This window comes from Carboxydothermus pertinax (assembly GCF_001950255.1).
GTDB classification, from domain to species: Bacteria; Bacillota; Z-2901; order Carboxydothermales; family Carboxydothermaceae; genus Carboxydothermus; species Carboxydothermus pertinax.
Window position 1 is genome coordinate 1 of record NZ_BDJK01000012.1, and the last position, 20,470, is coordinate 20,470.

General features: G+C 38.5%; 16 protein-coding genes. 14 read left to right on the forward strand and 2 right to left on the reverse strand.

The annotated features are described in order from the left end of the window. Positions 1-277: DUF6431 domain-containing protein (locus tag cpu_RS13925; protein WP_234970188.1), on the reverse strand; the 277-nt coding region annotated here is incomplete at its 3' end. Positions 278-1,319: 1,042 nt separating this feature from the next. On the opposite strand from cpu_RS13925, the gene cas10 reads away from it, so the two are divergent. From cas10 to cpu_RS04680, 13 genes are all read left to right on the forward strand, one after another. Beyond that, positions 1,320-3,566 carry a type III-A CRISPR-associated protein Cas10/Csm1 gene (cas10, locus tag cpu_RS04620; RefSeq protein WP_268761773.1) on the forward strand — a complete coding sequence of 749 codons (2,247 nt, stop codon included), beginning with the start codon at positions 1,320-1,322 and terminating at the stop codon, positions 3,564-3,566. Positions 3,567-3,568: 2 nt separating this feature from the next. After that, positions 3,569-4,045, forward strand: coding sequence for a type III-A CRISPR-associated protein Csm2 (gene csm2 / locus cpu_RS04625; RefSeq protein ID WP_077177172.1), 477 nt, complete (start codon positions 3,569-3,571; stop codon positions 4,043-4,045). 12 nt (positions 4,046-4,057) lie between these two features. Beyond that, positions 4,058-4,870, forward strand: coding sequence for a type III-A CRISPR-associated RAMP protein Csm3 (gene csm3 / locus cpu_RS04630; RefSeq protein ID WP_075858875.1), 813 nt, complete (start codon positions 4,058-4,060; stop codon positions 4,868-4,870). Positions 4,871-4,883: 13 nt separating this feature from the next. Next, on the forward strand, positions 4,884-5,840 hold the full coding sequence (gene csm4, locus cpu_RS04635) for a type III-A CRISPR-associated RAMP protein Csm4 (protein WP_075858876.1): 957 nt from the start codon (positions 4,884-4,886) through the stop codon (positions 5,838-5,840). Further along, positions 5,841-6,941 (forward strand): type III-A CRISPR-associated RAMP protein Csm5, encoded by a 1,101-nt coding sequence (csm5, locus tag cpu_RS04640; RefSeq protein ID WP_075858877.1) that lies wholly within the window; start codon positions 5,841-5,843, stop codon positions 6,939-6,941. It begins immediately after the preceding gene. Between the two features lie 60 nt (positions 6,942-7,001). Next, on the forward strand, positions 7,002-7,760 hold the full coding sequence (gene cas6, locus cpu_RS04645) for a CRISPR-associated endoribonuclease Cas6 (protein ID WP_075858878.1): 759 nt from the start codon (positions 7,002-7,004) through the stop codon (positions 7,758-7,760). Further along, positions 7,747-8,676, forward strand: coding sequence for a DUF1848 domain-containing protein (locus cpu_RS04650; protein ID WP_075858879.1), 930 nt, complete (start codon positions 7,747-7,749; stop codon positions 8,674-8,676). The genes cas6 and cpu_RS04650 overlap by 14 nt, the downstream gene beginning before the upstream one ends. Positions 8,677-9,120: 444 nt before the next feature. Next, a complete protein-coding gene (locus cpu_RS04655; protein WP_075858880.1) occupies positions 9,121-9,543 on the forward strand; it encodes a hypothetical protein in 423 nt (140 codons plus the stop codon). Positions 9,544-9,626: 83 nt separating this feature from the next. After that, positions 9,627-10,901, forward strand: coding sequence for a helix-turn-helix transcriptional regulator (locus cpu_RS04660; RefSeq protein ID WP_075858881.1), 1,275 nt, complete (start codon positions 9,627-9,629; stop codon positions 10,899-10,901). Further along, a complete protein-coding gene (locus cpu_RS04665) occupies positions 10,894-11,874 on the forward strand; it encodes a helix-turn-helix transcriptional regulator (protein ID WP_075858882.1) in 981 nt (326 codons plus the stop codon). Before cpu_RS04660 ends, cpu_RS04665 begins: the two co-directional genes overlap by 8 nt. Positions 11,875-12,016: 142 nt before the next feature. Beyond that, positions 12,017-13,138: a putative CRISPR-associated protein gene (locus cpu_RS04670; protein WP_075858883.1), complete on the forward strand. Its 1,122-nt coding sequence runs from the start codon at positions 12,017-12,019 to the stop codon at positions 13,136-13,138. 480 nt (positions 13,139-13,618) lie between these two features. Continuing rightward, a complete protein-coding gene (csx1, locus tag cpu_RS04675; RefSeq protein ID WP_075858884.1) occupies positions 13,619-15,031 on the forward strand; it encodes a CRISPR-associated CARF protein Csx1 in 1,413 nt (470 codons plus the stop codon). 487 nt (positions 15,032-15,518) lie between these two features. Continuing rightward, positions 15,519-17,285, forward strand: a complete 1,767-nt coding sequence (locus cpu_RS04680) for an EAL domain-containing protein (protein WP_200800637.1) — start codon at positions 15,519-15,521, stop codon at positions 17,283-17,285. A 306-nt stretch (positions 17,286-17,591) separates the two neighbouring features. Here cpu_RS04680 and cpu_RS04685 read toward each other — a convergent pair whose 3' ends face one another. Next, entirely contained in the window at positions 17,592-18,824 is a 1,233-nt protein-coding gene (locus tag cpu_RS04685; RefSeq protein ID WP_075858885.1) for an HD domain-containing phosphohydrolase, read from the reverse strand. A 179-nt stretch (positions 18,825-19,003) separates the two neighbouring features. Here cpu_RS04685 and cpu_RS04690 point away from each other — a divergent pair, with 179 nt between their 5' ends. Then, on the forward strand, positions 19,004-20,425 hold the full coding sequence (locus cpu_RS04690) for a S1C family serine protease (protein WP_075858886.1): 1,422 nt from the start codon (positions 19,004-19,006) through the stop codon (positions 20,423-20,425). Positions 20,426-20,470 lie beyond the last annotated feature (45 nt).

A 20,470-nucleotide genomic window follows, 5' to 3' on the forward strand; every position in this document is an offset into this window, starting at 1 on the left:
TAAGTTTTATCAAAATAGTAGCTACAGAATGCTGAAAATACGGAAGTAAGAAAGAAGGGATTATTGAGACGGTTTTACCACAGGAAGGACATCTTAAACGGCAAATAGGGATGGAAAAATCGTTATTATTAGTAATGGCGTATCTAAAATAAAACCCATGCCGTAACAGCCTAATATGCCCTTTACAATGCGGGCAAATGTCAACCTCGGGAAAATCATTCTTTTTGCCCCGACGGGCATATTCCCGGACAGATAAGCCAAAATCATAAAAAATCATCAAAATAAATCACCCCAAATATTTTGCAAAAATTATAGCAAAATATTTGTGGTCTAAAAAGGTTAAGCCGCTGTTTTATTTTGAAAAATTTCTGGGAGCATTGGAGAAGATAATTTGCTAAATAACAATTGATTTAACAGACCATGGGCACCCAAAGGCTCATCCAATTGTTCCTCATGCACACGATTGGTTAAATGGTGAAAGACAACGAAAATTTAGGCATTTACAGAACCGGAAAAAGAAAAAATTAGAGATATTTGGAGTGAGGAGAAAGATGTATGATACTTATTTTTCGCTAAAAGAGTTTATTGATGACTTAAAAGCGGTTGGTGAAATAGAGTTTGAATATAATGGTATAATGGCAAGCATTATTCGCTTTTGTATTATGATAAAATCTATATTTGTGAGTATAACAAACCGGAAACTGAGGAAGAGTATGACACCATTGAGGAATTTTTAAATAACTACAAAATTGACGGAATGTCAATTAAAGACTTGGCGACAAGAATCAAAGTGATTTTCCACTTACCAACCACCCAGCCGAACAGGTTGAGGTGGTATTTTTATGCCTTTTTATGGGAGGTAAGTATCAAATGGCAGAAAAGGTTTCTAATAAGCCATGGATCAATTTTAGTGAAAGTGACTATGATATAAAGAACTATCATGAATGCATGCTTAATATATCTTATGCCTAAAAAGCGAATATACAAGTAAGGAAAAAATACAAAGTCTTAATCGAACCAATCTGGGATTGAAATATGGCCGAGGAGAACGACCTGCTTTGGAACGTTTTAATCAAAGGATTTAAAAAGGAAGTTGCCCGGAGGCAGTGTTGCCTTCGGGTCGTTTTTATTTTTGGAAAAAATTTTTCCGACTTATCTTTGTTAAAATTAACATAAAAAATTTTTTCCAATAAGGATGATGAATAATTTAAAGGGAATTCCGGTGGATGGAAAAAACGAGATAAGCAATATTTTGGCTAGTGGCCGGGCCAAAAAAAAGGAAAAACAAATTTTATAAAGAATTATAAAAATGTAGCAAAATTCCTAAATTTAACGAAAGGAGGGGGAAAATGATTGAAAATATCTACTGGGCGGGGCTTTTGCATGATATAGGGAAGTTCTGGCAGCGGGCAGAGAATCAGAAGTTAAAAAATGAAGAACTATCGCGTATCTTTATTAACCAGCATTATAACGATGAGCTCTTTGTTTCTTTAGTGGCCAATTACCATCAGCCTACGACTCGAGAAGAATATATTATTGCTATTGCCGATAAACTATCCGCCGGGGAAAGTGAAGACAAACAGTCAGGAGGCAATGTAGCCAGCAAACCTTTAATTTCCCTGTTTTCGTGGTTAAAGTTGACAAAGGGTAGTGACCAGGAAAAGTATGTTCCCTTAAAACTTTACGACCCCGATTCACCTCCTTACCCGGTAGCTAATAAAAACGAAGCGGTTCTCAATGGTCGGGGCTACCAGAAGCTTTGGGAAGGATTTATCCAGGAGTTGTCAAAGCATAAAGACAACCTTGCTTCAATCCTCTATTTACTGCAAAAATACCTTACTCTTATCCCCTCGTCTGCCGACAATTCCCGCGCCACCATCTCTCTTTATGACCATGCTCGAACTACTGCTGCTATTGCTGCTGCTCTATATAAGGAAGATATACCAGAACCGACTTTGCAAAAAATCCACCGGCATTTGAAAAATAAAAATTATCAGGCTCCCGAATTGCAAAAGCCCTACTTTTTACTGGTAGGGGGCGATATCGCCGGGATTCAGGACTTTTTGTATGATATTCCCATGGATAATGCAGCTAAAAACCTCAGGGGCCGTTCTTTTTTAGTAGGCTATTTAAACCGGCTGGTAGCTCTCTATCTGGTTGAAGAGTTAGGCCTATTAGAATCAAGCATCCTTCTGATTGGCGGGGGCCGCTTTACATTACTCCTTCCTTATTCTGATTTAGAAAAACTTCAGGAATTAAAAGGGCGAGTAGAGAAAATAATTTATCAGGCTTTTAACGGTAAACTTAAGTTTATCCTGGGAAGTATTCCGCTTACGATAAACGACCTGGCTGAAGGGAATATTACCAAACGCTGGGAAGAATTGGGGCAGGAATTAAACAGGGAAAAAATGAAACCGTTTTTAAGTCTAATAAAAGAGACACCGGAGCTAATATTTGGTCCTTTCGCTACTCCGGATAATATTTGCCCCATTTGTGGCAGGGAAGCAACTGGAGAAACAGGTCTTTGTTCTTTCTGTCAGAGTATTGTGGAAATGGGAGCTGAACTTCCTAAAGCTGAGATTTTACAGGAGAAAAGAGTAGTTGAAAAAAGCAGTAAAAACGAAATAAGCAATGTAAATGAACTTTTTCTGGCCCTTGGACGTCAGGTTAGATTTTCTGATAAACCTGAGCGGAACTGCTTTAATTTACTTTTAAATAGTTATGATTTTGTAGTTAAGAATTGTCAGGGTTTTTACTTTGCCCCGAAAACTACTGCTCAGGAGTTTGAGGCTTTAGCTAAAAAGAGTGAAGGAATAGAGACCTGGGGAGTACTCCGGGGAGACGTGGATAACCTGGGGAAATTGTTCCGGGAGGGATTTGCGGATAAGATAACCATTACCTCGATAGCAGCTCTATCCCGGGCGATGGGTGAATTTTTTGGCGTATACTTTAACGATTTGCTAAAGGAATTCGGGGATAAAGTTTATACCGTTTATGCCGGGGGAGATGATTTCTTTGTTGTGGGCAGTTGGTCGGTACTGCCCAAGGTGGCCTTGAAATTAAGGCGGCAGTTTACCCTTTACTGTGCAGGCAACTATGACCTTACTTTTTCAGCGGCCATCAAGCTTGCTCCAAACTTTAAGCACCCTCTTTTTAAAGTTGCGGAAGAGGCGCGAGAGCTTTTGGAGGAGAAAGCCAAAACCGGGGGCAAAGATAAGATTGCTTTTTTAGATAAAGCTTATACCTGGGATGAGTTTAGCCGGTTACAAGGATTAAAAGACCACATTAAGAAAATAGTTCAAAGCGGGGGTTCTAAGGCAATTATCCAGCATTTATACGGTATAAAAAATCTTCTATATACCAACGAACAGGAGACATCCTATTCTAAAGTGTGGCGCCTGGTATATCAGTTAAGCCGCTACCGGGATAGTCTTGCTAAAGAGCTTCAACCGTATTTCCGGGAAAAAATTATGGATGTGGTGGTATTTAATACTACCGAAATCAATCCTTTAGCTTCACCGGCGGCACGGTGGGCAGAATTAGAACTAAGAGCAAGGGGGGATTAATTGTGAATGGAAGAAATAATAGATACCAAAAGGATTATCAAAATCAAAACAGAACTCAAGAGTCAAACAGACAACAAAAATCAAAGAATCAAGAAGACCCAATAATTATAGAAGTAAAAGAAAATATTACTAAAATTTTGAGTAAAGAAATTGATAGAGATGGCAAAATTTTGATAGAAAACGCTATGAAGCTTGGTGAGTATTTAAAAGATAAGGGCATGACAACTTCTCAAATTAGAAATCTATATAATGAAGCTAAAGCAATTGATTATAATAAAGAAAATGGACCTTACAATGTTAGCTTATTAAGAGCAAAATTTGCCTATAACGCTGGAAAATATAAAGATAAAGTAAAAGGATTTCAGATCATTGCTGATAAAGCATTAGCCAATGTTGATAGTGCAGATAAATTTGAACGGTTTCTTGATTTCTTTGAAGCAGTTGTCGCCTATCACCGGGCTTATGGCGGTAAAGAATAGGAGGGATGAGGGATGGAAGAGTTAAAATTGTTAGGGAAAATCATTATAAAAGGTAAAATTAAAACTTTAACTGGTTTGCACATTGGTGGCTCTCAGGGAAGCATCGAGATTGGTGGAATAGATAATAGCGTTATAAAGGATGAAAAAGGTAGACCTTATATTCCTGGGTCAAGCTTAAAAGGAAAATTAAGGAGTTTATTGGAAAGTTTTGAGGATTATTTATCACCATCAAAGCTTGTTTATCAAAAAAAGACTGATGACTCAGAAATAAAAATTCATATTTGTAATGATGAAAATTGTGCTGTATGTACAATATTCGGCAGGAATGCCGGAAATTACAAAAAAGTTGGGGACGGTGAATTAACATATGATGAAATGAAGAACGTTACTACCCCCACCCGTCTCTATATCCGGGATGCCTGTTTGGATGAAGAAAGTATTAAAGACATTAAGCCCAATCTTGATTTAGAATGGACCGAGGTCAAATTTGAAAACTCTATCGACCGGATTACTTCAGCGGCTAATCCCCGGCAAACCGAAAGAGTACCGCGGGGAGCGGAGTTTTGCTTTGAGCTAGTCTATAACGTTTTGCGGGAAAAAGATAAAGAGCTGTTTTCAAAAGTGCTAACCGCGATGAAACTTTTAGAAGATGACTATCTTGGAGGTTCCGGCAGCCGGGGTTACGGAAAGATTATGTTTAAGGATTTAGCGGTTTACTGGAAGTCTCGCGAGGAATATGAGACCGGAAACTTTAGGGCAGAACCGTTAGCTATGGGGTCTTTAGAGGAGCTTAGACAGAAGAATATTCCGCAATTGTTGAAATAAAGGGGAGAAGCCCATGGCATACAAAGTAGCTCTAATTAAGCCTAAAGGCCCCCTAAACTTAGGGAAAAAAGCCGGTGACTTAACCAGCAGTAAAATATTGCCGGGAAGCGACCAGCTGTTTTCGGCCCTCTTAAATGCTTTTTCCCTTTTCTATGGGTCCGGTGAGACGAAGGCCTTTTTAGAAGCTTTAGTGGAAAAACCGGTTTTAAAACTTTCTTCCCTCTTTCCAGCTCAAGTTATTGGGGAAAAAATTTATTATTTTGTACCTAAGCCTCTGACTTTGGATTTAACTTCTTATTTTTCCGATGTAAAAATTGCCAAAAAAATAGAATACTTACCCGTAGAAAGCTTAGAAAAAATTGCTAAAGGCGAAGGGCCGGGAGAAGGGTACGTAGTGCAGAAAGCATATTTGCCGGTTGAGAAGGAGTACTGGTATCAAAGCCGGGAGATTCCCCGGGTAGCCTTAGACCGGATTACTTACAGTTCCAACATTTATTACTGCACGGGTATAACCTTTGCGGAAAATGTTTATCTTTATTTCCTCTATGAAATAGCACCGGAGTGGAAAACAAAATTTGAAACAGCTTTAAGAGTTCTTGCGGATGAAGGGTTAGGGGGAGAGAGGACCTACGGTTTTGGCCAGTTTTCCGTAGAGTTTCGGGAAGATTTTTCCTGGCTGCTTCAAGGAGAATATATGTTTTTACTTTCAAACTATTATCCTAATAAGGATGAACTTGTTAAAATTACAGAGGTTGTACAAGCTTACACCCTGGTTGAGTCAGGGGGATTTGTGTATAGCCGTTCTGACCGAGGGGTTAGAAAAAAATCGGTGCGTTTCTTTGGACCGGGTTCAGTCTTTGGCTTTAAGCCAGTGGGACGTTTGGTAGATGTTACTCCCAAATACTTTACCGAGCATCCGGTATACCGGTACGGTTATGCCTTTACCCTTCCCTGGAAAGGGGGGATATAAGTGGCAACATACGAAATTGAGGTTTTATCTCCGCTCTTTGTTGGTTCCGGTCAAAAATATCCTCCCCTGGAATATTTAATTTCGTTAGAAGAAGAAAAATTTGTTGTTGCCGATATGGAGCGGGTATTTACCTCGCCAAGGTTTATGTTAAATGATTTTCTGGATAAGGTAAAAAAACCAGGATTTTACCTGGGGGATGAGTACCCCTGGGCCAGAGAATTTCCACGTTTTAAATTTGACAGCTCAAAGAAAACCTTACTTGACCTGAAAACGCGTAAAGCGGAAGTTTTAGCCCCTGTAGCTGAAGGGGAGGGATTTTATTTACCTGGAAGTTCTTTGAAAGGTTCTCTTAGGACGTTAATCTATAAAATAAATTTATCCGCAATAAAAGAAACTTTTAACGAAAAAATTAAAAAAAGCCTGCAAAATTCAGGAGTCAAAAAAGAAAAATTAAGCGAAGCAGCGGAAATGGCTTTAACCGGAACCCCTAACTACTCTCTTTTCCGGGCTCTTAAGGTTGGTGACAGCCTGCCCCTGGGGGAGGAAAGTTTAGGGCTTTATCAGGTAAAGGTGTTAAGCCTTACGGCCGGTGGTTACCGGTGGAAAGTTCTACCTGGAGAGCAATCTACAGCAGATTTGGAGCAGGCTACCAGCAGCTTTTTCATTGGTTTTAAACCGGGAGTTAAGCTTCAGGGGAGCTTTAAGGTAGAGGAAAAGTATCTTACCGCTGATAACTTTCCTCTGGTAAATAAAGCATATTTTAATAACTGGCAGGAAAGGGCAAGAGAGGTTCAGCGGCAATTTTTACAAAATGAACTAAAATTTTATGAGGAAATTGGTCTTAGTGAGCTTAAAAAGTTTTACCAGAAACTTATTCAGGATAGTGTTGAGGGAATAGTTTTGCAAATAGGCTTTGGAACTGGCTTTAACAGTAAGACCTTAAAAGAAACAGTGCCGCTCGAGGAGTTAAAGGGAGTACTTAACTGGGCCAGGATAAAATACCGGGAAAACTTTCCCTTTCCTAAAACCCGAAAAATAGTGGTGGAGGAAGGGAAACCTCTTTATCCCTTGGGTTGGATTAAATTAAAAATTTTAGAGTAGGGGCTCGAAGAGCTAACTTCGGGCCCTTTAATCGAACAATTTTTGGATGGGAGGAAAATTATGCGGGTAGAGGTACTTTTAAAGCCGCCGGAGAAGGCGGTGTTTTTACCGTTTAATTACCAGTACCGGATTACCTCAGCAATTTATGAAACTATTGCCAAATCTTCACCGGAGTTTGCCCGAAAGCTTCATGACGAAGGTTTTGGGGAGAGGCGTTTTAAATTTTTTACCTTTTCCCAGATATTAGCCAAGAGGAAAAAATTAGCACCGGAGGGCTTCTGGATAATTGGGGAATGTTCTTTAAAGATTAGTTCCCCGCTTTATGAGTTTTTGCTTCATCTTTTAAATGGCTTATTTAAAGACCATAAATTTAAAATTGGTCGGGAAGAATTTACGGTAAAAGGAGCTTTTTTGAGAGAAAATCCCGAAATAAAGCCTGGCCAGACTTTTATTTGTTTGTCACCAATAGTGGTTAGCACTCTTAAAGAAGGCTATACGAAACCATATTACATTAGGTATACCGAGGAGCCGGAGCTTTTTTCGGAAAAAATCCGGCAAAATCTTTTGCGTAAATTTGCAACTTATTATGGGCATCCGCCTGCCGATGACCGCTTGTTTTTCTTTTTTGACGAAGAGTATTTAACGAGGCATAAAGGAACAAAGCTTATCCACTACCGGGATCAAAAAATCTTAGGCTATTTAGCTCCTTTTACGGTGGAAGGTTCAGCAGAGCTTATTGCTTTTGGCTACGATGTGGGCTTTGGGGAGAAAAACAGCATGGGCTTTGGGTGCGTGGAGGTAAAAAATGCAGATAATTAGCGCCAGTCGCCGGACTGATATTCCAGCTTTTTACGGCGAATGGTTTATGAATAGAATCCGGGAAGGATATTTTATTTTTAAAAATCCTTATAACGCTAAACAAATGAGCAAAGTTTCTCTCCGTCCCGAGGACGTGACTGCAATAGTTTTCTGGACGAAAAATCCCGGGCCATTTTTAAAGTATCTTGATGAGCTTAAAGAGAGGGGTTATAGGTTTTACTTCCAATACACCGTAAACGGTTACGGCCCAGAAATGGAGCCTAAATTACCTTCTTTAGAAAAGCGAATAGAAACTTTTAAAAAGCTATCGGAAAAAATCGGTAAAGAGAAAGTTATCTGGCGATATGACCCGGTGATTTTCAGTAATGTTCACGACAGTGATTTCCACCGAGAGAAATTTTCGTATATTTTAAATGAATTAAAAGATTTTACCACCCGGGTAGTGATAAGTTTTGTGGATGAGTATCGTAAAGCTACCATAAACTTTAAGAAGCTGAAAGAAGAAGGAATAGAGATTTATCAGCCCCCGGAAGTGATAATCAAGAGTTTTGCCTATTTTATGGCCCAGAAAGCAAAAAAAGTAGGGTTAGAAATTCAAAGCTGTGCTGAAAATATAGCCTATCTTCCTGCGGCAGGCATCATGCCAGGCAAATGCATTGATGCTGATTACATTGAAAAGATATTTTCCCTAAATTTACCTGAAAGGCTTCACTTAAAAGATAAAAGCCAGCGGCAGGAATGCGGCTGTGTGGTCAGTAAAGATGTAGGTATTTACGATACCTGTTTGCACGGGTGTAAATACTGTTATGCGGGAAGCTATGAAGCGGGGAAGAAAAATTACGAAAAACATGACCCTACCTCACCGTTACTAATTGGCAAGTATGAAGTGGAAGAGAGCCAATTGACGTTGTTTTAAAGCTCTTTAAAGCAGGGAAACTTCTTATAGGGGGCTAAAGAAATGGAATTTACCTGTAAACCGGAAGGTTGTCCTTATGTCCGGATGAGTGAGCATAAAGTTTTAGAATGTAAATATATGAATGGTTGCTAATACAGGCGAAGATAGGTATAGCAAAAATAGTTGCAGTTGATTAAAAGCCCTGCTATTTTGGCAGGGCTTAGTCTATAATTACGCTTTTATCGGGAAATGAATGTTAAGATTTTTTATTAATTACTTGAATAAGCTTAAATAATTAGAAAGATATTTTTTACAAAATTCTTACAAAGGTGATTTCAGCATGAAAAGTGATGCGTAGTTTTTTGGAAAAAATTTTTTTGAGTGAGAGAAGTAAGATATTAGAGATAAAAGAAGGATAATCGTAGATGAGTTTGAACTAAATTAGGGAAAGGAGATGAGTTATAAATGAAAATTCTTATTTCCCCCTTGGGCATATCGCCGGGATTACTTTATTCGGCGCTTTATCATGTAAAGCCGGATTTTTTATTTTGTCTTACTTCAGAAAAAGGGAAAGAAAAGCTGCCAGAAATCATGGAAAAGGCAGGCTATAAGGGAGGATATTCCGTCTTTATAGTTGACGATCCGTTTACTTCTTTTCACGAGACCGAAGTGGTCTGGAAAAGTTTAAAAGATTTGTTGGTTTCCGATGCTGAAATAGTAGTTAATATCACTGGAGGTACGACTGCCCTTCAATACCTGGTACAAAAAACTGCTGAACGTCTGGAAAGTCAGGGTTTTTCAGTAAAAACGGTAGCCCTAATTGACCGGAGAAGTCGCGGGGAGCAGGAAAACAATCCTTATGTGTCCGGGGAGATATTATATTTGTAAGTTAAAAAATAAAGGAGTTAAGCAGGATTTTTTTATTATTCTGTCAAATTCCTCCGGTAAGAAGATAACCGGAGGGGTGAAATGTGGCAAAACATTTCGAGATTCAATGGCGCCAGGTCCGTATTCGAGAGCTTTTTTTGCAGCATGCAGGCCAGGAATTAACTTCCAAGCAAATTACCGAGCTTTTAAATTTGCCTCAAAGAGCGGAGCGAACAATACGCAATGATCTTAAAGAATTAATTAAACAGGGATTTACAATAGAAACTCCCCGCCGGGGGAGGTATCTTTTTAGAGGAAGAAAAACGTCTTATCTAAGAAAAGATTTGCGCTTTGGCAGTGATGATCTAAGGCGGCTTTGGCTTCTGGCGCTAATAGCTGAGAAAAGGGAAGTCAAAGTTTCGGAACTTTATAAAGAACTTGAGAAAAAGTTTAAAGAATTTGAGCAGGAAATAGGATTTAGCTATGAGACGTTGCAAAATGATTTTAAAGAGCTTGAAGTTCATGGATTTTTGCAAAAAAAAGATGAAGTTTATCAACTTGGGAAAAAATTTTTACCTATCTATCGCCACCGCATTAAGAAGGAGTTAAATGAAGTAATAAGGGAGTTAGAAAGAAAATATCGTTATATGCAATATAATCCTCTTTTAAGCGAGGTTTTAAATAAATTGAAAGCTTACCGCAATACTTTTATTTATACGATTGATACTCATATTGAAGATTACTTTGCAGAGAGGAGAAAAATCAGATACTACCATGGTCCCCGGGAGCTTGGAGACGAAACTTTAATCATGATTAAAAATGAAATTAGTCGTGCCCTTTTTGAAGAAAAGAAAATAAAAGTTACGTATAAAGGAAAAGAACAACTTTTCTATCCCCTCGGCCTTGTATATAACCAAAACAATCAAGCGTGGTATTTAATCGCTAAGCCTGTAAGAAAAAGAGAGGCAGCCCAAAAACTGCGCATTGATCGGATAGAGCAGCTTGAAGTTTTAGAGGAGAAAATTCCCCAAGGGGTAGAAACTTGTGTTAAAGCCATGGTAGCCCCCGGTTGGGGAATTGGCACCGGTCGAAAAGAGAAAGTAAAGGTTCTTTTTTATAACCTGGCAAACACTATTGATAGAGTAAAGCCTATTTTAGAGGTGAGAAAAATAGTTCATCCCACCTGCAATTATTATTTTGATTCTGCAGGAAATCTTATTTTTGAAGATTACATAAGTGGTATTGAAGAATTTTTAAGCTGGCTAAGACAGTTTGGAGCTGAAGCTCTAATTCTTGAACCGGCTTCATTGATTGAAAAATACAGGGAAACATTAAAGAAACTGGCGGAGCTATACCCGGAGGTGCAGGCTGATGAATAGCCGGGAGTTTGCAGAACTTATAAAAGTAATAAACTTTCATGCAGCAATGGAAGAAATAAGTTTAGAGGACGCTGCTCTGCTTCTTGCTGTTACTAAAGATTCGCTTAGAAGTTTTCTTAATGAAGTTTCTGCTCATGAATTTTTAAATGAGTTTGGCGGAATATTTATTGATGGTGAAGGAGAAAATGAGGTTGTAATTTGTGAAGGGTATGGATTAGAAATTCCTGTATTGCAGTTTAGTTCTGAAGAAAAGACGTTGATTGTTCAGGAAACCGGGGAAGCAGGGGAAAAACTTTTAAAAATTTTTGCCCAGAAAATTCACAAGGAAGAAAAAGATTGGGTAACAAAAACGGCAAAAACTTATACTCACAAAAGGATTCCTGGGGTGACGATATCTTCGGAACAACAGGAGATAATGCAAAAGCTTGAAACTGCCATTTATGAGAAGTTGAAAATTAAGATTAACTATGCTATTCCAGAAGAAAGTATAAACAATAACGTGGTTTTTAATCCTGCTGGGCTTGTATATTACAAACACGATGGCTTCTGGTACTTAGTGGGATTTGAGGAACAAAAGTTAATAAGACCAGAAATTATTAGAATTGACCACATAACCAGCGTATTATTCGAACAAAAGAAAGCAGAAATTCCGGCAGGTTTTCAAATTGAGAGTTTTTTCAAAAATAGGTGGGGGATGGATGTTGGCGAAGAAGTCAAGGTAAAAATTCGTTTTTTACCGGAAGCCAATGTTATTGAGAAAGCCCAAAGAGAATTAAAAGCCCGGGGATTTAGGGGTTTAAAATTCCTGGAAGATGGAAGCTTACTCTGGGAAGATAAAGTTTCCGGAGTAAGAGATTTACTTTTTTGGCTTCGTTCCTTTGGTTCGTCGGTGGAGGTAATTGAACCCCGGGAATTACGACAGGAGATGGTAGAAAATATAAAAAGACTCATGGAAGTTTATGAAGTTAAATAGTTTTTTTATTTATGTTTTTTGTTTAGAGATAAATTTCAGATTAAAAATCGTCGTTTAAGAGAGTATTTAGAAGAGTTTGTAAATTTTTATCAAAAAAACAAACTAAGCAGCTACCAAAAATAAAAGGAAGGCAGGAAAGAGAATGAAAAACGTTCTTTGTACTGTTGGAACAAGCCTTCTTGGAAATTTTAACCGCTTTGAAAATGTGGTTTTACGCGAAGCTGCTTTGGACGCTCTTGAGAAAAATGATTATGCCAAGGTTGCCGATATATTGACCAGCTTTCCCGAAAGCGACCGAAATTGCGGGGCAGAGATAAATTCTATCTTTGAATTGAGATATAGAGGTATAATTGGGGAAAATTTCCGGCTCCATTTTCTGATTTCCGATACACCCGATGGCGAAAAGGTCGGTAAAATCCTGGAAAGATTTTACCGGGGGAAGGGTATTCAGGTAAATTTAGTGTTAATAGAGGGCTTACTGGACAAGGAACCCAAACGTTTTTGCCGGGAAGGTCTAAGAAATTTAATTAAACAGATGGCCAGAATACTGCGGGAGTATGGGAGTGAAAATTGCCTTATCAATGCTACCGGCGGCTATAAAGCTCAAATTGCTGTGGCGGTAATGCTTGGCCAGGCACTGGGAGTAAATGTTTACTACAAACATGAGCAGTTTTCGGAAATCATCAGCTTTCCACCACTGCCTTTTTCTTTAGATCAGGATTTGTGGCTGAAATACAATTATTTATTTACGGTTTTGGATAAAGGGGCAAAGGATTTAATTGAATTGGAAGACTTAAAGTATGAAGAGCTTGACGAAAAAATAGAACCTTTGATTAACAGAGAAATAATAGATGGGAAAACCTATATTGAGCTTTCTACTGCCGGACAAATTTTTCATGAAACCCTGAAGGCGCGCTGGGAAAATATCAGGGAGGAGTATTTGCCTCCGGATGTCCCGGAAAAGGCAAAAGATTATGTATATTATCTTCAAGACCATAATTGGCCTAAGAGGGAACTGGTGCTGCGGATAATTAATAAAGTGATTGAAAAAATACCATTTGTTCGCACTTGCAGGACCAGCTACTTAAATCCTGACTTACCGAAAAAAGAAGGTTTTGTTTTAAAGCGAGGAGAAATTTATGGTATTATTTCCCGCCAGGGGTGGACCGTAGGGTTTGTGGTGGAAACTTCTGCTCGAAGTGAGAGACAGAAAGAAGCAGCGGTGGAGTATTTGAATGCGCATCTAGAGGAGGTTTTTTATTAAGAAAAACTTAGAAAAGCTTGTGTTTTGCACTTTATTGTTAAGCAAGTGGAGGCGTTATAAGGGTAACATCAAGCCTTATATCCGCGGACCGCATGTAAATATTAAAACTTGGCAACAGTTTGAAAATTACTTTAATAACCAGAAACTTCTTGTGTTTTAAGTAAAAATTCTGTATATAGCGATACAATTTTGTTGCAGAAAGTTAATGATTTTAAATTATATATCAGCGTCAATTAAATTAAACTGAATTATATTTCTAATAAGGATGAATGGTTGGGATGCCTGGTGGCCGTGCCGCAGATGTGGCCAGTGGCTATTGGATACCAATTATAAAGCTATTCCGGTTCGCAAAAAGGACATAAAAAATTTTGAAGATTTTTTAGCAAGTATTCTGTTGTACCTTATAATCTTACTTATTGTCCTGGTGATTATTAGTGGAAAGTTCCTTTAAAGGTTAAATTTTTTAAAGGAGGAAGTTTGGTGAATCTTATTTACCAGATTGGCCGGCTGGATAGAGGATGTTTAAACTTGGTGAAATTTAAAAAGGACTGTGAAATTTTTGAAGCTTCTTTATCTTCTTTAGCTTTAAAAAAATATTTAGAGAATCAAGGGGAAAAGACGCAATTAGTTATCATCTATCCGATAAGCTTACCTTTAAATAAGACTCTTTTAGGTGCTGAATTTCCCCTGGAGCTTAAAGAGGCGATAAATCAATGCATTAATAACCCGCAAGTATATCTAAACAATCCGGAAGAATTTTTTAAGTTATTAAATTCGTTTCAGGGTAAAGAAGAATTTATCATAATTCATTCTCTGGGATCTTATCTGGGAATTGATTTTCGGAGTAGTTTTGATGATATCGTATTGGAAATTTTTATTGATATGATTAACCGCTATTTAAGTTTAGGATTTAAAAATCTCTATGTCGATATTTCCAGCGGGCACAACATTTATGTTACTGCTCTTTTAGAGGCTTTAAGACATTTTCATACCTGGGTGAATTTGAGAAATTGGGCAAATGATTCAAAAATGCCGGAAATATTTGTTTCTTTTTCTGACCCTATTCTTGGAAATACTGAGGCGCAAGTATTTAATTTATACTGGGAAGAAATTAAATATAAAACTTTCTTTTCTTCACCTTTATCCAGCGAAGACGCAAAAGGGAGTTTTGCTCAAATTTTAACTAATCTTTTTGGTGACAACCGCCAACAAAAAAGAGAAGTTAGACCATTACTGGAAAGTTTTTCTCTAACTTTTTCCGCAATTAAAAACAATGTACCTCTTGTTTTATATAAATATGGTTATTACGATTCGAAAGTGATTAAAGAAGTTTTTTACAGCGTTTTGAACCATACTTACCAGACATTATACAGGAATTACAAAGATTCGCCAATTCTTAGTAAAAGCAGCTATACAAAAACTATTTTGGCTTTAGGGTTTTACTGGGGAATTAGTGAGATCCTTAAAATTCTTAGAGTGCACAAAGATGAAAACAATGACGGGGTAAAGATAGACGAAATAAAAGAAAAATTTGAGAAAATTTATGAAATTTTTGGATTAGTAATTAACAAGCAATTTCTCGGTACAGAATTAAGTAATTCCTCTAAGAAAATAAATGAAGCTTTGGATGATCCTGATCTTTCTCCAGAAATAAAAAATAAAATTCTTTCTGAAGAATGGGTTTCGTTGATAGATATTCATAAAGATAGAAAAGCTGGAAATCCTGACCCCAGAAATTTCTTTGCCCACGCTGGAATGGAAGGAAATGTAACTGAAGCACGAAAACAAGGTAGTCAAATTTTTGTCAGAATAAAAGATAAATATGAGGATAGCAACGGTAAAGTTCAGGATGTTGCTAATTTATTAAAAAATTGGCTTTATAATGAGATTTAAGCCGGAGATAAAATAATTATATAAAAGATACTGATAGTTTCACCCGAAGCATATATGTTGGGCGAAAGTTACGGTGAAGTTCCGGCAGATTTTTTTGAAGGTAAATACGAAATTTGGTTTACAAAGCCAGCAAAAATTAGGTTTGCTGGCTTTTGTTTTTGGAAGCATAAAGGCAGGTCTAAACTTTACAGACGTTAAGTGACTCCAATATTTTTCTGCCTTGACCTGTTTTTCCAGCTACTTCATCTGCGGGGAGTATAAGAAGAAGTTTTTGGGCACATATTTTCCTGCGGTGTGAAGTGCCAGCGAGACCTCTACAGTGCCTATTTGGCGCGTTTTGTGGAAAAAATCGACCGGGAATGGAACTGTCGGCAGGACGGTAGATTAAACAAAATTTAACCGGAAATTTGCCTTCCTTTTTTGGAAAAATAATAATTTTTTAAACTTGCTGTTATATGGTTAAATTAAAAAGTTCGGGTGAGATGCCGTGATTTCCAGGATACTCAACGGTTGGGAAGTTATCTCCAAAATCTTATCAATACCGGGCTTTAAAAGAAGAAGTATCTTCAAAAACCATAGCCTGAAAGACCCCGACCTGATCGCAAAGGTTCTGGAAAACTTCAAAAAGTCAAGGCCGGTGGTGCTTTTATATTTTGACCTGGTAAAATTCCACGAGGTGGAGCAGGTAAGCGGCTTTCAGGCTGCTTCAAAGATTTTGACCTTATTTAAAAAATCCCTGGAAAGAGAAATACCGGAAATTTTCCCGGGTAGCGAAATCCTGGCGGTGGAAAATCTTTTGGGTGACGATTTTGTCGTCCTGATGGCGATGGAAGGCAGGCTGGAGCACGGTGAACTGCAGAAAATAGCCATTACTTCCCGTATTGGCATCAAGGAAAGGATAAAGCAGGAGTATTTGAAAATTACCGGTCGGGAACCGGATATCCACGTGGGGTATGCCGTTCTCGGTTTAAAGGCCAAAAACGTGGAAAGCCAGCTATATACGGCCCTGCGTGAGGCCCAAGGGCTGGCCAAAGGTTCCATTAGTTTGGAAACGGCCATGCTCTTATCGGAATTCAGGGAAATTCTCGACCGGGCCCGGTTGGAGATTGTCTACCAGCCGATAGTTTCCCTGCGCACCGGTGGGATCCTGGGCTGGGAAGCCTTGACTCGCGGGCCGCGGGAGAGCTATTTTAGGAGCCCCGATATTCTTTTTACTTTTGCGGAGAATGTGGGGCTGCTTTATCCCCTAGAAAGGGTTTGCCGCAGGCTGGCTCTGGAAAATCTCGGGCGGCTGGGTCCGGATCAGAAGCTTTTTTTAAACATTCACCCCCGTACTATCAGCGACCCCAATTTTGTCAGGGGAGAGACCATGAGACTTATCGAGGAGATGGGCCTTAAACCTTCCAGTATTGTGTTTGAAATTACCGAGCGGCACAGCATTAATGACTTTCCCAACTTTAACAAAACCTTGGAACACTACCGCAGCCAGGGCTACCTGGTGGCCGTGGACGATGTCGGCTCCGGGTTTTCCTCTCTGGAGTCCATTGCGGAAATCAGACCCGACTTCATTAAGATAGACAAATCTCTGATCCGAGACATCAACCTTAACCCTATCAAAAGGTCCCTGCTGGAAACCTTTATCACCTTTGCTGAAAAAATCGGTTGTGCTATTATTGCCGAGGGTATTGAAACCTGGGAGGAAATTACCACCCTTGCCAATATCGGCGCCCACTATGGTCAGGGCTACTTTCTGGGCAGGCCGGGATTCCCGAAAGTTTACCTGGATAAAAGTGTGGAGCAGAAGGTGCTCCGGCTGGTTTCCAGCCGACGCCACAATGGCTGGAAGCATGCCTTTACGGTTGGAGAAATTACGGAAAACGCCGAAATTGTTCGCAAAGACTGTTTGGTGCGGGAAGTAAAAAAAATACTGGAAGAAAATGAATTGCTTGATGGAGTGGTGGTGGTAGAAGAAGGAAAACCGGTGGGCCTGGTGATGCGCTATCATCTGGACCGCTACCTGGGTAGGCAGTACGGGGTACCATTGTATTTCGAGCGCCCGATAACAGCGATAATGGATACTTCTCCCCTGGTGATCGAGGAAGATACTCCCATTGAAATAGTTTCCCAGATTGCCATGAACCGGAATAGATTCAAGCTTTACGATTATATTATTGTGACCAGAAACCAGCTGTTTAAAGGGATTGTATCGGTTCGGACCCTCCTTGATACTATGACCAGAATCTGTCAAATATAAAACCATAGGAGGAAGGGATGGGAAGAGAAGATGGCTAATGTCATGGCTTTTTTAAACCAAAAAATAACCGGAGGGTTACTCCGGGAGCAAAAGAAGGTTGTGTGCTTATTGTATATTTATAACATTAAACAAATAAACATACAATAACTTTTTTTAGTTTTAACTTAAAATTTAAATTTTTTTGAGGGGATTTTGAAATTAGCGCGGCGTTAAAGGAAAATCTTACTTTTTACGGCCAACTGAAACTGGTAACTACAAGTTTTAGAATAAGCCGTGGGATTTTCTGGTAAAGCCCTGGCTAAATGTTTACTGGTTATTTTTCTCGGTAATATTACTTATTTCCAGCTCTTTAGACTTTTCCAGAAAATCGATATTTTCCTTTAAAAGCTTAACTATATCCCGGTCTACTATTTCCTTTTTGGCCATATCTTCTATGATTTCGAGGGCATTTTTTACCGGTAGAGCGTCCCGGTAGGGGCGTTTTTCTGTTAAAGCTACCCATTTATCTGCCACCGCAATAACGCGGGAGAGCAGGCATAGTTGGTCTTTTTTAAGCTTAAAAGGGTATCCCTGGCCGTTTGGCTGCTCATGGTGATATCCCGCCCAGCGGGCGATGTCTTCAAAGCCGTCAACATCTTTCAACAAATAATATGTGAAGTAAGGATGGGCCTTTATCAGTGCAAACTCTTCATCGTTAAGAGGTCCGTTTTTTTCTAAAACTTTATTTGGTACAGCAAGTTTCCCGATATCGTGAAGAAGGCCTGCAATTTCAATTAAAGTTTTTTGGGCAGAATGTCCGGTTATTTCCGCCAGCTGTCCGCTTAACGCTGCTACTTTTAAAGAATGTTTTTCGGTAAATGGGCTTTTAGCGTCGATGATGCGAGCAAAAGGTACAGTTAAAAGCTTTAATTCGCGCTCACCAGCCAAAATTTTAGTTTTTGGTCGTAGATGCTTTAATCTTTCTTCTACATAAATTTCCGTAAGATCGAGCCAAAAACTTTCCTGTCGAGATAGAGATAAAAAGGCTTCAACAATTTTTTCATTAAAAAGGATTTTATTATTTTTTCTAAAATAGCGTTCAATTTCATTTTGTTGCAAGAGAGCTGATTTTTTGGGCAATAACATTAAATCAATCTGGTCTGCAGCAAAAATAATTTGGCTTAAAAATGCCAATGAGTTGTATTTCTCATCGGAAGAAAAATCAATGAATTTGGTGTGGTGGTGTTTTATAACTTGTGCAACTTCGCTAAAAAACGGTACATCTTTTAAAAGTTCATACCCCAAATTTGCATGATTGGTATCGTATTTATCAAGATTATAAATTTCTCGATCAACTAATTTGGCACCGGCTCCCAGGTCGTGGAGAAATGAGGCCCAAAATAATGTTTCATAATCTTTTTCCGGTAGATTTAATTTTTTTCCGAGGGATGCAGCGATGTAAGCAACCCTTTCGTGGTGGTATCCCAACTCTTCTTTGGTAAATTCTAGAGCCTTGGATAAGGCAATTACTACGTCTGTAAGGTCTACCTCGTATTTCATGCTCTCACCTTTTCGGTAAAATTGCCGAAAATATTATACTATATAGGACGAAAAGTGTGTATAATAAAAATTAATACAAGCTTTTTAAAAAATTTTATTTGGCTAAAAGATGCAGGAAATTTTTTAATTTTAGAGAATAAGAAAGATAGAGATGTCTCATAAAGAAAGAGAGGGTAAAAATGAAATCCTGGAAAAAATTTATCGTTGTTTTTTTATTTAGTTTAGTTACTTTTAACTCTAGTCCAATTTTTGCAAAGGCAGGAAACTATCCGCCCCAAATAATAGCTATTTATGCCAGTAAAACGGTAGTTACTTCCGGAGAAAGCATCGCCTTGTCTGCTAAAGCCTATGATAAAAATAAGGATAAAATTTATTTTGAATGGACGATAAAAGGTAGCAATTCTGATAAAGGAAAGTTCAGCAGTACCAGCGCGGCAAAAGTTACCTGGACAGCCCCTAAAGTTACCGGTGATACTTATTTTACAATCCAGCTAAAAGTTTATGACAGCAAAAAAGCTGCGGCCTATAAATCCATAAAAATCCAGGTTAAGCCTAAAACTCTGACCCAGCTTTTTAAAGAATTAAAAGATAGTACTGTTTTGATTACTACCGGTTCAAGTCTGGGCAGTGGTTTTATTATTTCTTCGGACGGACGGATTTTAACCTGCTATCATGTTATTAAAGGAGAGAGAGAAGCTTATGTTACTTTAGCCAATGGAACAAAATATGAAGTTGCTAGCCTTGAAAGATATGATCCGGAAAATGACTGGGCCATAATTAAAATCAATGCCCGAAATTTAAAACCGGTGGCGTTAACCACCAAACTTCCCGAGGTGGGGGAACAAGTCTTTACCATTGGTAATCCCCAGGGTTTAAGCTGGAGTATGGCAAGCGGCATAGTTAGCAGCGATAATCGGGAAATTGACGGTAAAACTTACCTGCAAATTACTGCGCCGGTTAACCCGGGCAATAGTGGCGGGCCACTTTTTAATATGAAAGGCGAAGTAATAGGCATAATAAACATGAAGCTTCAGGAAAGCGAAGGGCTTAATTTTGCTATTCCCTATAATACGGTGTCGAAGAATATGAATACCGCTTTTTTGGTTAATGCTTCGTTAGCGGAAGTCTTTAGTGATGAAGCCTTCCAAACCGGTATAAATGAACTGGTAAAAGGTTTAAATGAAGGTAATTATGATTTTTTCAATCCCTTGGTGATTGGCTCTACTAATTTTGGCCGGGTTAAGTATGAAAACGGCACCTTGGTAGAGGATAATACCGGCGTAGTTTATTATGGAATTAACATTATTGTTAATTACCGGCAATTTTTAGAAATTTATCAAAATCATCTTGAAAGTCAAGATTTTAACTATTATATGAATATATTTGCTAAAACATTAACCGAAGAGTTTTCAAATTATCTTGGAACGAAAACCTTTGATGTTTGGTTCAGGGTGTATGAGGACCTTGATCAGATGCCTACCGAAAATTTGGTACCGGCAAAATATATAACTCCCAATAATGGCAAGTACACCGTTGACTGGTATTTTTACGGGGCAAGAAGCAGTTTTAATGATTTTAGTGAACAGTGGTTTCAAGACTAGAAAATAAGAAAATTCCCCAGCTTAAAAGGCTGGGGTTTATTTATA

Coding starts and splice junctions, on each gene's coding strand:
- cpu_RS04690 (WP_075858886.1), top strand. CDS start 19,004: ATGAAATCCTGGAAAAAATTTATCGTTGTTTTTTTATTTAGTTTAGTT.
- cpu_RS04670 (WP_075858883.1), top strand. CDS start 12,017: ATGAAAAACGTTCTTTGTACTGTTGGAACAAGCCTTCTTGGAAATTTT.
- cpu_RS04655 (WP_075858880.1), top strand. CDS start 9,121: ATGAAAATTCTTATTTCCCCCTTGGGCATATCGCCGGGATTACTTTAT.
- csm4 (WP_075858876.1), top strand. CDS start 4,884: ATGGCATACAAAGTAGCTCTAATTAAGCCTAAAGGCCCCCTAAACTTA.
- cas6 (WP_075858878.1), top strand. CDS start 7,002: ATGCGGGTAGAGGTACTTTTAAAGCCGCCGGAGAAGGCGGTGTTTTTA.
- cpu_RS04650 (WP_075858879.1), top strand. CDS start 7,747: ATGCAGATAATTAGCGCCAGTCGCCGGACTGATATTCCAGCTTTTTAC.
- cpu_RS04665 (WP_075858882.1), top strand. CDS start 10,894: ATGAATAGCCGGGAGTTTGCAGAACTTATAAAAGTAATAAACTTTCAT.
- csm3 (WP_075858875.1), top strand. CDS start 4,058: ATGGAAGAGTTAAAATTGTTAGGGAAAATCATTATAAAAGGTAAAATT.
- cpu_RS04685 (WP_075858885.1), bottom strand. CDS start 18,824: ATGAAATACGAGGTAGACCTTACAGACGTAGTAATTGCCTTATCCAAG.